Source organism: Fervidobacterium islandicum (assembly GCF_000767275.3).
In the GTDB taxonomy this organism is placed as follows: Bacteria; Thermotogota; Thermotogae; order Thermotogales; family Fervidobacteriaceae; genus Fervidobacterium; species Fervidobacterium islandicum.
In genome coordinates this window covers 1,856,317-1,870,557 of record NZ_CP014334.2, presented here as the reverse complement: position 1 = coordinate 1,870,557, position 14,241 = coordinate 1,856,317, and the positions used below count along the sequence as shown (strand labels likewise).

Here is a 14,241-nt window from a genome sequence, read left to right as displayed (position 1 = left end):
CTGGCAGGTTTTTAATTCTACTAACGCAGTTTAAAGAATTTCATCGTCTCTTCAAACATCTTTATTTCTAATTTGAGAGCTTCCTGACCTATGTCTACTTCCGGTATCATTTCCCTTGTTTTTTCCATTTCGTTCATCATATTTCTTAGTATTCCAACCAATTCATTTACATTATCTGCAACACTTTGGACTGCCGCACTAATTTCTTCGCTTGAAGCACTCTGTTCTTGACTTGCGGCTGCGAATGATTGAGTTTTTGAATTGATGTCTTCCATAATTTTGTATATCCTCTCAAACGCTTTCTGTACATTCACCACACTCTCGCGTGATGTCCCCAGTACTTCTGCGTTCTGCTTCACGGTCTGGTCGACTTGCTCCACTCCATCTTTGATATTCCTTAGGATCTTTTGTATATCACTTGTTGACCTCTTACTCTCTTCTGCAAGTTTTCTTATTTCATCTGCGACCACAGCAAAACCTCTTCCCGCTTCCCCTGCCCTTGCTGCTTCTATCGCCGCGTTGAGTGCGAGTAGGTTCGTTTGCTCTGCTATCGAGTTTATGGTGTCAACTATGTTTTGTATCTGCGATGAATAACTTACAAGTGAATCGGTAACCATCATAGAACGTTCTGATGTCTTTATCGTTTCTTCTATCTTTCCAACGAGTTCCTTTACAAGCTCCACCGAGTTGGATATTTCATCGAATGCGGAATTCGTAAATGCTGATATTTGCTGAGCTGTATTAGCAACGTTTTGGGCTGCTTCGGCAACTTCAGCAACGGCCATGTTCGTTTCTTTAAACGCTGAAGAAATATTTTCTGCAGTCGTGTAAACTTGTTCAGAAACCTTATCCGCACGCTCAATAACATTACTTAGATTATCTACCAAGCTGCTGTAATTTTCGATAACTTTCCTCATCGTCCCAAAGGTGTTTTCGATATTTAAGAAAGCATTGCGTAATTTCTCAACTGCCTGAGATATAGCTTTTACAAGGTCGCCAATCTCGTTACTCGAAGTGACATCAAATTGGACAGTTAAATCGCCGGTTTCAAATTTGGAAATTCCTTCACGTACTTTGGAAAGCTGTACTATGACACTTCTTGTGAGCCAAATCACCAATGTTAACAGTGCTACAATACCAGCAACCTGCGATACTGAAGCAATCGTGATGGAACGTTTGCTAAGTTCTTCAACGTCTTTAATTGAAACTCGCGTTAGTATAACCGCTATCGTCTCTCCATCTGGATCTTTAATAGGATAAGACAAGTACTGATACCCGCTTTTAACTTCGCAATACCCCTCGGTTCTTAAACACTTTTCTATGTTCATCTCGCCTGAAATTTCTATATTTTCGTTTTCTTTCACAATCATCGGTGTTGACAACTTACCACCCTCACCGTAGAAAATGACAACCTCATTCTCACCGATTAACGATTCGAGGAAAGCCTTATCAAGCAATATTCCAATCTCTACAATACCAACGAATTCACCTTCGGAAATTACGGGTACGATGTATCTCATCGCAACACCAAATTTACCAGCCTCGTAGCCAGCCACTTCTTGTCTTGTTGTTGCTACTTTCTTAACAAGTTTTCTATATGAAAGATCATCTCCAAATTTATCCGGCTGGTGGGTTCTCAAGAATGATTTCATATCGGGATCAATGTAATGGATTAAATTAACACCAGATTTGGCATATGTATTAAGATAGTTTTTTGAATACTGATAGAGAGCTTCCCTATCCCTTTCTTTGAAAAGCTCGATGACCTTTTGGTCGTTCAAAAGAGAATTTAAAAGCACGCGCAATAACTCCATCCTTGCGTCAAGTTTGTTTACAACATCTCTTTGCGCCGCTTCCTTGTACAATTCACTCCACTTCAAATTGACTTGGTTGCTCGACTGTAAAAAGACAAGCAAGGTAATCGACAAGATAACAACTAAACTTAGTCCGAGCACGATAGGAATGTGCTTCAGTTTTAAGCCTTTCATAGTTCTTCCCTCCTTTGCATAGGAGATTTGAGATTCCGTTAACTAAGAATTTTTACACTCTGTTTTCCTTAGATAAAAAATATCTTATTTGGAATTATACCACAAAAAAAACGAAAGTTTGGCAAAATTTCATCAGAAAACCCTCGGCTGAAAGAACAGCAAAAATCAAAAACCTGCCAGCTCAACACTGGCAGGTTTTAAACAATTATTCAACTTATGCTTATTTAACTACAACTGGTACAAGTGTTGCGTAGGCTTGGCCGGGGATGTAGGATTTCAGCACTTGCTCTTGTGTGTATCCTTCCGGAACGATGATATCGAGTACCCATGGTGCATAATCCTTTGAATCGGCTGGATAACCTCCAAGTGTCCACTGCGAAGCATTTGCAGTTACAGCCCTTATGTGGTCTGTTCCAAAACCGTCTTGGCTCATAGACAAGATGTACGCTTTGATACCTGACTCTACTTGCAGGTATTTTTTGAAGATTACAACATATATTACCTTATCAGCCGGATCAGCCTCGTAGTTTATAGCCTCAGGCATTTCCTTTCCGTCAGCGGTCGCAAAGACTTGACCATAGTCTGGCCAACCTGCGATCTTTATGAAGTAATCCCAAGGTTCTTTGAATTGGACCCTTGCACCTTCTTTGTAAGTGTTCGTTCTTCCGCCAGGTTTGGTATCAAGGTAGATATTGATCAACTGGTGAGAGAATCCTTTCGGTGACGCCCACGGATTAGTCATCTCAGCAAATTTAATAGCGAATACGTAGGCTTCTTCGTTTTCAAGGACTGTGACTTCCGTTATGTCCCACAAGCCTTTGTAAGGTGCAAAGGCTGGATCTTTTGGATACGTGTACGTACCAAATCCGTAATCATCACCGACTTTGTCGACGAATTTAGCTATAACATTTCCAGAGATCATACTTGGTGTTTTGACCGCAACTCCTTGTGCTGGCACTACTTGATCTTTACCCGCAACCGAAACCACCACGAAAGCGTTGAAAGTTTCCCCGCTTTTAACACCGATTACATCGTAAGGTATTTCAAATTCAACGACTTCATCGACAGCGGTCTTGAACGGATTTGCTTGGAGGACCCACGTATTATCACCCATTGCCGCAAAGAATGAGCCGCGCTTTCTCGCTGCATATGTCTTCATGTTAATTGAGAATCTGAAACCTACTTTCTTATCAAGTTCCGTTCCGTTGAAGGTTCTCGTATTCACAGCCGACATTCTTGGAGAGTCCGTGTATACCTCAACAAGTAAATCTTGGTTGAGATAATCCTTTGCAGGTTTGTCAAGCTCTACGGCAACATAAAGTGCTGATGATGTTCTTGCAATGTAAGCTACTTTGAAGACACCCGTTCCTTCAAAGTACGCAGTTTTCTTCTCAGTTTCAGTGAGCTTTCCATCAATTGAATATTCGACAGACTTTACCACATTCTCCTTTGGCATTTCAACTTTCTTTTCTTCTTCTACCTGCATCTGCACTCTCGGAGCACCGACTTTTAATACTCCGTTCTCTTTCCAAACTTCAAATACACCGTTCTTACCACCGAAACCGTCGTCCACATATGCTGGTGCATTTGGATCGGTAGTCCAATCCTTTCCATCGACGACGAACTTGTACTGATAAACGCCAGGTGTCAACTCAAGAACAGCTTCCCACCAGCCGTCACCAGCACTGTAGCATTCTGTGTCTGTCGAACTCCAATTGTTGAATGAACCAGCGATAAAGACGTATTTTGCGCTCGGTTTGTAGAAGCGAATGACAACATATGTGTTGTCTTCTATGGAGAAGTTCTCTTCTCTTTGTTCGTTGAGTTCAATCTTTCCAGCGATATCTGGAGCAGGTGCGAGGATGACCAACTTTCCATCCTTTGAAGCAAGAGTAAAGACACCGTTTTTCCCACCGAATCCATCATCCGTGTAACCTGGTGCGTCCGGATCTTCTTTCCAAACTTTACCGCCATCGATAACGAATTTGTACTGATACGTTCCCGGTTTCAGCTCGAGTTCTGTGATCCACGTGTCACCTTCCCTTTTCATCGGATTGGCTGTTGTAGACCAGTTGTTGAACGTACCAGCGAGGTGAACCGTACTTGCTTGTGGATAAGTAAATGTGAAGATAACCTTGTTCCCCTCTACTTTCAGAGCTGCAAGCGATAAAACGCTAACTAAGAGTAACAAAATGGATAGTCTCTTCATCCACGCCATCCATACCCCTCCTTTTTACAGAGTGTAGTACTTTTATCTTAAATATTTTCTCATATCACTTGGAAATTTTTACGTACTATGGAAACTTTTCCAGAACTTCTAATTAAAATCAAAGGAAAATTGATTGAAAAAGAAGGCGCCGCTAAACGCAGCGCCTTCTTGTATTACCATTTCGCATTGTCTGAAGTTGATCATTTCAAAGTTATTCCGAAAATATGGACGTTGATTTCACGCGGTAGAACTATTTCTTTTAATGGCTCTCCTATGTTTGAAATGTCTAACTCGTAAAGGCTCAATCCACATCTGATAAACTGTCGTTCCCCACTTTGTGTGTACCGATAATCGAATACAACTCCATCTGGCCGGTTACACCAATCAGTTATCGTAATTACATAGGCCTTCTCATTTATTAGAAACTCAACTCTGTAATCACCATGGTTCGCAGCTGCCAAAATGTATACCTTACCACTGCTGATAGGCTGATTCAAGATAATCTTCTGCCCAACGCAACGTATGTTGTCGTTGCCTCTTGTTACAATTTCAAATGGTATCCCTTTTATCGTTATTATTCCTTCTGATATCTCGTTTTCAGGTAAATACGCCCCTACGATACTTCCAAGGTTGTCAAAGTTCCCAGGTTTTTGAGGTACGGCAAAACCGTTGTTGTTGAAAAGTTCTCTTAAGTCAAGGATTGTGAAATTATCAATAACCATCATTTCTGGTATCAATGTTGTAGACATTTCCTTTTCTTTTTTCAAAAACAGAACATCGTTAATTATTTTAGTCCGTTTATCTTTGAAGTCATAATAAAGTGTTTTTGTTTCGCTTGCTATCTTAAATGAGACGCCCATTTTTTCAGGTATCAATATCACTTGATCAACAATACAAGAGTTAGAAGTTGATAAACTTACATTCCCGGAAATCTCAATTTCACCTAACTCAAAAAGCCCGGTTCCTGTGATTTCCTTTTTGACTTGCAGTTTTGAAGAAACGGTCACCGTTGTATTTCTAAAACTACCAGATAAAAGGACACTATAAAGGCCTTCTGAAATTTCCGAAATTTCTTTTTTCAATCTCGCTTTGCCTTCAATTTGGAAAGCTGCCCCAGCCCCAAAATCTCCAGTGATGAATCGCACATCAGACAGCCCTGGATCAAAGGATTCAACCTCCAAGACAGTGATACCATTCCTACCTAAGATAATCGGATTAACTGAAAACTCCTGAAAATCAGCCGGGAGCTTTGTGGCATATAGAGAGGTTCTTAAGGCACAAATAGTTGATTCGGCACCTGCGTTGCGGTTGTAGTGCATGTATTCTAAACCGTCGTAACCTTCCCCATTTTCGCCAAGCATTCTTACGTTTAACCTATTCCCTCCGTACAACCAGGAAGTCAAAAGTGCAGAATAGTAAGCGTATTTCTGATCTTGTGTAAGCTCATATAATTTAATGGAAGGAACGGTCACACATTCTAATGCATAAGAAAGTTCAGGAAAAAGTTTGATATATTTCCCGATTGAATAAATCAACCCAGTTGAAACGAGTAAAGGAACTTGATAATCTAAAGATTGCTGAGCAACCAAAAGATAACGATTATCACCTAACACTTTGTATGATTCAATAAGCGCCTCAGCGTAATGATTACCCCATCCGTTCCAACTAAACCTATCTTGGTAAACTGAAAAGAAGCCTGGTAGATATTTGTACTCTTTCCACTGGTAATTGATAAGCTCATCTGCATATTTTTTTAAATCCCTCTTAGCAGTTTCATCCCTAATTGAATCAACATAATACGACAGTCCAAGAACATACATCGCAAGCTGGTCACCGTAGACCGGTGGTGATTTTTTAATTGCACCGTAAGTCTTCTTCACTGCGTTCAGAACACTTGCATCTTTGTAATATTTAGAAAGTTTTGAGAGTGCTGCAAACGCACGTAGAGTCCACCAAGACGTAGATTTTTCACTTGTTAAACCGTGTTTGTTTATAGTCCCATCTTGCCACGCAAAATTGTAAAATTCACCATCGATGGCTTGCATCTGAAGTACAAATTTCGAAGCCTCGATTGCGAGAGAAAGGTATTTCTCATCTTTGAGAATCTCGTAAGCATCCGTGTACAGTAGAACAACACGAGCTACATCATCAACGCAAAAGTCGCCTTCATTTGGAGCTGTCGCTACCTCAAATCTGTCGCCTTTGTTATCAGCGTAAACCCAGTACCCTTTAACAATTTCTCCGTTAAGAGTGAAATATTGGCTAAGCCGTTCAAGGTGTGTATTGTCGAAAGTTATAGCACCAAAGCAGATGTAAGAAATAAAAACTGAAAGCGTAATAACAAGCATTTTGTTCATTCGAAAGATCACCCTTTCTACGACCAAAAAACTTTTAGAAAATTAAACAAAGGAGGCCGAAGACGCGGCCTCCAGAAAATTTTTAGTATTTCATTCCCCTATCTTTAAGTTTCTGAACGATTCACTCTTAGCTTCTATGAACTTGACCGCTTCCTCGACAGTTTTTGCGTTGTACAGACTGAACAATCTGACATGTTGAACAACATCTCCTGCTTTGTACCTATTAGGCATGTCTTCAACTTTCATCGAATAAACTCCTGTGGTTGACGGATAAGCGTCGAATTCACCTGGCATCCATTTGAAAACTCCATCGCGGAATTCAAGGCTTTCGTAGACCCAAGTATCACCGTCTAACCATTTCTTGTAGTCTGCAGGAATAACTGGGATTTCCGGAAGAATTTCAGCGATACCAACGTTCCCCTTTGGTGAGAAGTTGCTTCTCCAGCGTTCCATTGAAGCAAATATGTAAGTAGCTCCCCACCAGAGTGGTTTCATGCTATTACCAGCCGGGAAAACTATATATGGCATGTTATTAACCCAGGTAACTGCGTTTCTTTGCAGCCAGTATTCATACGGCGTTATATTGAGCTGGTCAGCCCACACAAGTCTTCTGAAAACTGGTAATATATGAAGCGTATCATCGAAAGCTGGAATTATGGGTCTTGTTACCATTGTTTGTACCTTCATCATATCAGCGTACGTTTCGAAGACAAACTTGTTATCGACAAGTATGTCCCCACTCTTAAAAACATGGGTAATTAATTCCTGTCTAAGTCCGTTGAACTTTTCCGACTTAAGAACGGCGATTATACCTACTGCCACAGGGCCAGGATCTAATACCTTTAAAGAAACAACTCTGAAAGCACCACTTGTTTCCTCGTGGTGATCACCGAGTTTTCCGTCAACATAATACGTGGAGTTGTACCAGCCACTAACCCTTGCTATTCCAATTTCGTCAACCAATTTGGCCTTCACGTTGCCGAATCGAGTAACTTGTACCAACCCGTGGTCATTAACTACCGCTTCGATTGTTCCATCAACAGCCTTAATGATCCATTCTTTAGTGTCTTTTACAACATCAAATGCTTTCGGATATACAACCGCTTTTGAAGAAGTATCCTGAACTACGATCTCCGATTTACCCTTAGCAATGAAAACCAGATAATCTGGAGCAGATACACGTTTGTTACCATCGACGTCCTCAATCTGGAAGGGTACTTCCTTCCCCTCGACTAAGACCTTCAAACTCGTCCAGTCGGGTTCAAAATCCTCGGGTATCATCTCCGACAAGGTTCCCATTTGTAAAACTACTGGTACTTCCACTTGACCGGCGATAACTGGAATAGAGACAGATTCGGCGAACACCATCAGAGCAAGCAAGCCGACAAATAAAATAGCTAACCTTTTCATAACAACCCACCTCCTTGAAAGAGTTTGAAAGAAGGGAATAAATATGTAAGCGTTTACACATTTACCGTATTATATATTTTTGTTGTAATAATCTGAAATTTAAACGAACACGAAAATCTTAAATTATTAATTAACACAAATCTTAATCTTCAAATTTCTTCTATTAGCAAATTTTTTCTTGCATTTTCTATCTAAAAGTTTTTTTGGAACAGTAATATACAATTTGATATAATATGCTCGATATGTAAACGCTTACAGATTGGCAATAAGAAACATTGTTCAACAGCTTCTTTGGCAAAATCTTCTCGGAGGTGACAAAATCATGGTTTCCATAGATGATATAGCGAAAAAGGCTGGAGTCTCAACTGCAACAGTCTCCAGGGTATTAAACGGAACTGGGTATGTCTCGGAAGAAACTGAGATTAAAGTCCTTAAGGCTGTTAGAGAACTTGGATATGTTCCGCACACTTTGGCCAAAACGTTAGCTCGCAAAAAGACTTTTAGCGTAGCGGTTGTGATAAGCAAAAGAATAAGTGAGTTGATCAAAAGCGATGTTGGAATTTTCTATAAGATTATCCTAGACGCTATTGAAAATGCCGCAAGTATCTATAAAGTCTCTGTCGACCTTGTTTTGCTAGAAGAAGTTATCACAGGTGAGCATAGGACGTATGACGGCTACATACTTGTTGGAAGTGATGCTTCTGAAGAGGAGATAGAAAAGCTTTCTCGAAGTTCTAAGGTTGTTTTAGTGGATCATTACATAGACGGGCTTAGGGTCGATAGTATAGTTAGCGATGGTTACGATGGGATATTTTATATAACCAAGAAATTCATCGACAGTGGTTTTAATAGAATTATTCACATCCACGGGCCTTTGAAATACTACGGTTTTCGTGATAGATACAACGGTTACGTTGCTGCAATGACAAAGTTTGGAAAGCTTCCATTAGTATTTGAATACGATGATTTGCATGAGGAAATCGATTCTGTTTTGAGAAGAGCTCTCCGTGATTGGGTACCAGAGGTAATAATATGTTCAAATGACCCAATAGCCATTAAAGTGCTTAATAAACTAAAACTGTGGGGCTATAGAGTTCCAGAAGATGTAAGTATAATCGGATTTGACGATATACCAGCTGCTGAAAAGGAAGGATTATCTACTTTACGTGTTCAAAAGGTCGAACTAGGTGTAAATGCTGTTAAAAGAATCAATGAAATTCTCAGCAAGCAATCTGCACATCCTTACAAACAATGCATTTACACGACGTACATCAAGAGGAATAGTTCAGTTATGTAGTTTAAACTCAGAAGTACCATCTTACTCATCCGAGGGAGGGATTAGTATGAAGAAGTTATCCGTATTATTTTTGATAGTGATGGTTTCATTGGTCAGCTTTGCAGTTAAACTAACCTTCTGGACGGCACCAAACGCATTTCAAGAAGAATTTTGGAAAACAGTCGTCGCTCAGTGGAATAAGTTACGACCTGATATCCAGATTGAAGTTCAGACTATTCCGGCCGCTGGAAGTTCTGAAGAAGCTATCTTAAGTGCAATAGCCGCAGGAAACGCACCTGACTTCTCAGAAAATATCTTCAGCGGTTTTGCAGCACAGCTTGCCGAGATCGGCGCAATTTATGCGTTCGACAACTTTGGAGCGGATTTTCAAAAACTCATTGAAACAAGGAAAATGAAGAGTATCATGGAATCATGGAAGATCAAGGGTAAGTATTATGTCTTCCCAATTTATTCTAACCCAATGATCTTCTGGTGGCGTGGCGATATTCTAAAGAATCTTGGTTACAAAGAACCTCCAAGAACGTACAGTGAGATTTACGAAGTCAGTAAGAAGTTCGCAGACGGTAAGAAAAATTTCACAATGCAAGTTATATCAGGCAGAAACTGGTGGGATCGGTGGTTTGATTTTATTACCTATTACTATGCTGCTACCGGTGGAAAACCTTACATCGACGTTGAAAAACGCAAGGTTAACTTTGGTGATGAAGCAGGAAAGGCTATCACTCAATTTATCTATACGATGTTCCAAAATAAATGGACTGCCGTTGAGCTGGGTACAAACCCATTCTACAATGGCACGATACTCGCAAAGATAACAGGTCCTTGGGAAGTTAACTGGGCTAAAGAAACTTTCCCAAAGGTGGTTCCAAATATCTGGTTCTCAGCACCCCCAGTTCCAGATAACTACCCGAAGGATAAGCCTATATACACTTTTGCAGACACCAAAGGGCTTGTTATTTATTCAACTTGTAAGGATAAGAAAGCAGCATTTGAGTTTATATCATGGGTCTTCTCCAACGTTCAGAATGACGTACTGTGGATTGAGAAAACCCAAATGCCTCCCGCGAGAGAAGATTTAACAACAAACCCTGCATTTGCGAAGTTCATGAACGACAAATTTTTCAAAGCTTACGCGTCTTTTGTTCCCTATGCCGTGCCACCCGCACTAATAGACAAAACTATTGACCTGCAACAGGCGATGACAACACATTTAATAGAACCCTTAATGTATTTGAAAGGCAAACCGGAAGATATATTAAGCAAAGCTGTGAAGGAAATTAACAAGATTCTCTTCTAAAACTTATTAAGATTCCACACTTTTCGAATGGATGTGAAAACGTTGCGAATGCGATCGAAATTCGGTAGAAGGGAACGTTTATTCGGCTATTCGATAGTGTTTCCATATTTAGCATATACCGCTGTTTTCTGGGGCTATCCGTTTATATGGATGGTAGTTCTGGCGTTCACAAAGTGGAACTATTTTTCCAAACCAAGATTCTTCGGAGTCCAAAATTTCATACGAATATTCACGGATAGTACCGTGCTAAGAATTGCTCTCAACACTTTGAATTTTTTAGCATACTTAATTCCGATGGTATTAACAGCTTCACTACTTTTTGCTCTTGCGCTAACAAAGGTCAGATTTGGAAAAACGTTCATAATGTTGAGTTTCTTGGTGGCTAACGTGTCCTCTGGAGTTGCTTATTCACTGCTGTTTTCGAATCTTTTTGCGGTGAATGGGCCGATTAACAGATTGCTGGATCGCTTATTTGGAATCACGATCCCTTGGTTTTCTAATCCACAGCTTGCAGTCTTTTCGATATGCCTAATAATCACGTGGAAATTTATAGGATATTATGGACTTATTCTTTACGCTGGTCTTTTGTCAATCCCATCTTCTTTGTTCGAAGCTGCACAACTTGATGGTGCAAATAGAAGTCAAATATTTTGGAAAATCACTTTGCCTCTGCTTAATCCTTCTCTTATAACGGTAACAGTCTTGGCCGTAATGCTTACTTTCGGAATCTTCACAGAACCGTACTTAATAACCGGCGGAGGTCCAATGCAAAGGACAACGACATTTTTGATTTATATGTACGATACTGCTTTTAAAAGAATTGACCCGTCATATGCAACAACCGTGGCAATTGTAACGGCCTTGACGAGCTACGTTATAGTTATGTTAATTCGTAAGTTCTTTGAGAAAGAAGTGAGCTTTGTATGAGGCGTGAAAAGATTTATTCGTATGTGGTAACCTTTCTTCTTTTATTTCTTGCGATCGTTTGGATATATCCGTATCTCTGGTTGTTTATTTCATCATTCAAACCTGCAGAGGATATATTTACAACGTTTTTCCCAAAGCGGTTCACACTCGAACACTATCGCTTCATATTTGTTATGGCAGACAGGTTTGAAAGACCATTTGTTAGGGCTTTTCTAAACAGCCTTTTCATTTCTTCAACAGTGACTTTCTCCGTTATATTCACATCTATGCTTGTAGGCTATGCAATCTCAAGGATAAGATTTAGAATTGGGAAGTTTTTATTCAATTTCATTATCTACCAGATGCTCTTTCCGGGGTTCATGTTCACTATACCAATGTTTGTTTTGATAAGAACCTTTGGCTGGCTTAATACATACCAGGCTCTGATCGTACCTTCTTTGACAAGCTCATGGGGTATTTTCATGTTCGCACAGAACTTCAAGACTATACCTCAGGATTATATTGATGCTGCAAAAATAGATGGAGCAAATAACTTCTGGGTTGTTCTACGTGTCATGTTACCACTAAGTCGCTCAACCGCATCTATTGTGGGATTATTCACTTTCATAGGTGTCTGGGACAATTTCTTGTGGCCGTTGATGGTGATGAAAGACTATAAAAAAATGCCATTGTCCGTTTTACTGGCTTCATTCAACCATGAGTACGCAAGTTATATAGGACCTGTACTTGCCGGTGCTGTAATCCAGACTGTACCGATGGTTATCATCTTTTTATTACTCAGAAACTACTTCTTGCAAGGCATATCGATGTCACTCAGATAAACTTTTTCGTCAAGATAAGGAGGCGAGCTGATATGGAACTAAAACTCGAGCGACATCCACTCAACCCGATACTGGAACCTGTACCCGAGCATCTTTGGGAGAATAAGTTTGTTTTCAACTGTGCAGTAGTTTTCGACGGTGAACTGTTCCATATGCTTTATAGGGCTCAGGGTGCTGATATGGTTTCTCGGATAGGATATGCAGTCAGCGTGGACGGAATTCGGTTCAATCGACTTGAAAAGCCTGTATTTGCGCCTGCTACAAAAGATGAGCTTTACGGTGTGGAAGATCCAAGGGTTACGAAAATCGGCGATAGATATTACATGCTTTATACTGCCTATTCTCCGAAGGGTCCGAGGGTTGCGTTAGCTTCGACGAAGAACTTTATAACCTGGGAACGATACGGAATCGCTATTAAAGACGAGATAAACAACAAGGACGCTGCACTATTCCCTGAAAAGATAAACGGAAGATACGTTATGTTGCACAGATTTGAACCAGATATCTGGCTAGCATTTTCAGAAGACCTAATCAATTGGAAAGACTATGTGAGCATAGCAGGACCCAGACAGGGATACTGGGACAACTTAAAAATTGGTGCAGGTGCACCACCGATAAGGACTCCGTACGGATGGTTATTACTTTACCACGGAGTCGAGGAAGCCCCGCGACCCGTTTACAGACTTGGCTTTATGTTATTAGATTTAAACGACCCAACAAAAGTTATTAAAAGAAGCGAAGAACCTATTCTTGAGCCTGAAGAAGAATGGGAAGTTTTTGGTGGAGTACCAAATGTTGTATTTAGCGATGCAATGGTTGAATACAAAGGGAAGTACTACATATATTATGGTGCAGCAGACAACTACATAGCACTCGCAACGATAGATGTAGAAAAAGTATTAGGGTGGTGTAAAAAGACTTAAGGTAAAACCTTGAATAAGAAGGGGAAAAATCCCCTTCTTTTTTTTGCTCTCGCAAAGTTTAAGCTATTCTTTCAACCTCAACCTTTTCAATGAGCCTCTCCACATCCGCCTTTCTGCACAGCCTTGTACCCGGCGTCATTACAGCGGCTGTTCCCGCTGCATTTGCCCACCGCAACGCTTCTTCATCAGTTGCTCCTTCAGTCTTTTTTAGTACAAAACCTGCAAGGAACGAATCGCCCGCACCAACGGCACTTTTTACAGGCACCTTTATTGTCTTGGTGTAAAGCACCTTTTCTTGAGAAATAAAATACGCCCCTTCGCCTCCAAGTGTTAGAAGTATACCCTTCAGTTCGTGGATTTCTATCACTTTCTTAGCTTCTGATATGATCTCTTCACGTGATGATACATGTTTTCCTGTTAGTCTTTGGAATTCATGCAGATTTGGTTTGATGTAGTCAGGCTGGCCTATCAAACCGGCTTTCAATTTATCTCCATCTGCGTCAAAGTAAACTGTTGCACCCCACTGTTTTAGGGAGAATATTATTCCTGTATAGAATTCTGCGGCAACACCTTTTGGAAGACTACCAGACACGACAACCACGTCGCCTTCACGCACCAGAGCGTTGAGCACCTCGAGAACAACTTGGAGCTTTTTCGCACTTATCTTTTCTCCAGGCATACTTATCCTGTATTGCCCTTTGTTTGTTTCGAGTATAATATTCATCCTCGTTTCTTGCGGAACTCGAATCGATGAGTATATGACCCCTTCTTTATCAAGCATCTCTTCGAGCCTTCTTCCGTTTTCACCCCCAACAAGTGCGATAGCTATAGATACCCCTCCGAGTTCCCTGATCACACGCGAGACATCGATACCTTTCCCCGCAGGGTAATCGACAACCTTTTTTGCCCGGATAGTATCGTCAACAACAAGCTCATCAACGTAAATATACCTATCAAGACAGGGATTCATAGTTAAAGTGAAGATCATCATTTCTCACCTCTTCAGTTAAGC

The 14,241-nt window shown here is 40.5% G+C and carries 10 protein-coding genes; 5 read left to right on the top strand and 5 right to left on the bottom strand.

Going from position 1 to position 14,241, the window contains the following annotated elements; genetic code table 11:
• Positions 1-20 precede the first annotated feature (20 nt).
• From NA23_RS08980 to NA23_RS08965, 4 genes are all read right to left on the bottom strand, one after another.
• Positions 21-1,988, bottom strand: a complete 1,968-nt coding sequence (locus tag NA23_RS08980; RefSeq protein WP_033192280.1) for a methyl-accepting chemotaxis protein — start codon at positions 1,986-1,988, stop codon at positions 21-23.
• 220 nt (positions 1,989-2,208) lie between these two features.
• The gene (locus NA23_RS08975; protein WP_052107228.1) at positions 2,209-4,206 is read right to left on the bottom strand and encodes a glucodextranase DOMON-like domain-containing protein; all 1,998 of its coding nucleotides are present in this window, start codon (positions 4,204-4,206) and stop codon (positions 2,209-2,211) included.
• Between the two features lie 191 nt (positions 4,207-4,397).
• Positions 4,398-6,554, bottom strand: coding sequence for an AGE family epimerase/isomerase (locus NA23_RS08970; RefSeq protein WP_033192279.1), 2,157 nt, complete (start codon positions 6,552-6,554; stop codon positions 4,398-4,400).
• A 90-nt stretch (positions 6,555-6,644) separates the two neighbouring features.
• Complete coding sequence (locus NA23_RS08965) at positions 6,645-7,964, bottom strand: hypothetical protein (RefSeq protein ID WP_033192278.1); 1,320 nt, start codon at positions 7,962-7,964, stop codon at positions 6,645-6,647.
• A 322-nt stretch (positions 7,965-8,286) separates the two neighbouring features.
• Here NA23_RS08965 and NA23_RS08960 point away from each other — a divergent pair, with 322 nt between their 5' ends.
• Genes NA23_RS08960 through NA23_RS08940 form a run of 5 tightly spaced genes read left to right on the top strand, consistent with a single transcriptional unit; the run spans position 8,287 to position 13,229 of the window.
• A complete protein-coding gene (locus NA23_RS08960) occupies positions 8,287-9,261 on the top strand; it encodes a LacI family DNA-binding transcriptional regulator (protein ID WP_033192277.1) in 975 nt (324 codons plus the stop codon).
• Between the two features lie 46 nt (positions 9,262-9,307).
• Entirely contained in the window at positions 9,308-10,558 is a 1,251-nt protein-coding gene (locus NA23_RS08955; protein ID WP_033192276.1) for an extracellular solute-binding protein, read from the top strand.
• A gap of 27 nt (positions 10,559-10,585) precedes the next feature.
• Positions 10,586-11,485 (top strand): carbohydrate ABC transporter permease, encoded by a 900-nt coding sequence (locus tag NA23_RS08950; RefSeq protein ID WP_249477052.1) that lies wholly within the window; start codon positions 10,586-10,588, stop codon positions 11,483-11,485.
• Positions 11,482-12,306, top strand: coding sequence for a carbohydrate ABC transporter permease (locus NA23_RS08945; RefSeq protein ID WP_033192274.1), 825 nt, complete (start codon positions 11,482-11,484; stop codon positions 12,304-12,306). The genes NA23_RS08950 and NA23_RS08945 overlap by 4 nt, the downstream gene beginning before the upstream one ends.
• Before the next feature lie 32 nt (positions 12,307-12,338).
• A complete protein-coding gene (locus NA23_RS08940) occupies positions 12,339-13,229 on the top strand; it encodes a glycoside hydrolase family 130 protein (RefSeq protein ID WP_033192273.1) in 891 nt (296 codons plus the stop codon).
• 58 nt (positions 13,230-13,287) lie between these two features.
• Here the strand turns inward: NA23_RS08940 and NA23_RS08935 are convergent, their stop codons facing one another.
• Positions 13,288-14,217: a 1-phosphofructokinase family hexose kinase gene (locus tag NA23_RS08935; protein WP_033192272.1), complete on the bottom strand. Its 930-nt coding sequence runs from the start codon at positions 14,215-14,217 to the stop codon at positions 13,288-13,290.
• Between the last annotated feature and the right edge of the window lie 24 nt (positions 14,218-14,241).

Excerpts from the sequence above, each read along its gene's own strand:
- NA23_RS08980 (WP_033192280.1), bottom strand. The coding sequence starts at position 1,988 with ATGAAAGGCTTAAAACTGAAGCACATTCCTATCGTGCTCGGACTAAGT.
- NA23_RS08955 (WP_033192276.1), top strand. The coding sequence starts at position 9,308 with ATGAAGAAGTTATCCGTATTATTTTTGATAGTGATGGTTTCATTGGTC.
- NA23_RS08975 (WP_052107228.1), bottom strand. The coding sequence starts at position 4,206 with ATGGCGTGGATGAAGAGACTATCCATTTTGTTACTCTTAGTTAGCGTT.
- NA23_RS08970 (WP_033192279.1), bottom strand. The coding sequence starts at position 6,554 with ATGAACAAAATGCTTGTTATTACGCTTTCAGTTTTTATTTCTTACATC.
- NA23_RS08960 (WP_033192277.1), top strand. The coding sequence starts at position 8,287 with ATGGTTTCCATAGATGATATAGCGAAAAAGGCTGGAGTCTCAACTGCA.
- NA23_RS08935 (WP_033192272.1), bottom strand. The coding sequence starts at position 14,217 with ATGATCTTCACTTTAACTATGAATCCCTGTCTTGATAGGTATATTTAC.
- NA23_RS08940 (WP_033192273.1), top strand. The coding sequence starts at position 12,339 with ATGGAACTAAAACTCGAGCGACATCCACTCAACCCGATACTGGAACCT.
- NA23_RS08965 (WP_033192278.1), bottom strand. The coding sequence starts at position 7,964 with ATGAAAAGGTTAGCTATTTTATTTGTCGGCTTGCTTGCTCTGATGGTG.
- NA23_RS08950 (WP_249477052.1), top strand. The coding sequence starts at position 10,586 with ATGGATGTGAAAACGTTGCGAATGCGATCGAAATTCGGTAGAAGGGAA.
- NA23_RS08945 (WP_033192274.1), top strand. The coding sequence starts at position 11,482 with ATGAGGCGTGAAAAGATTTATTCGTATGTGGTAACCTTTCTTCTTTTA.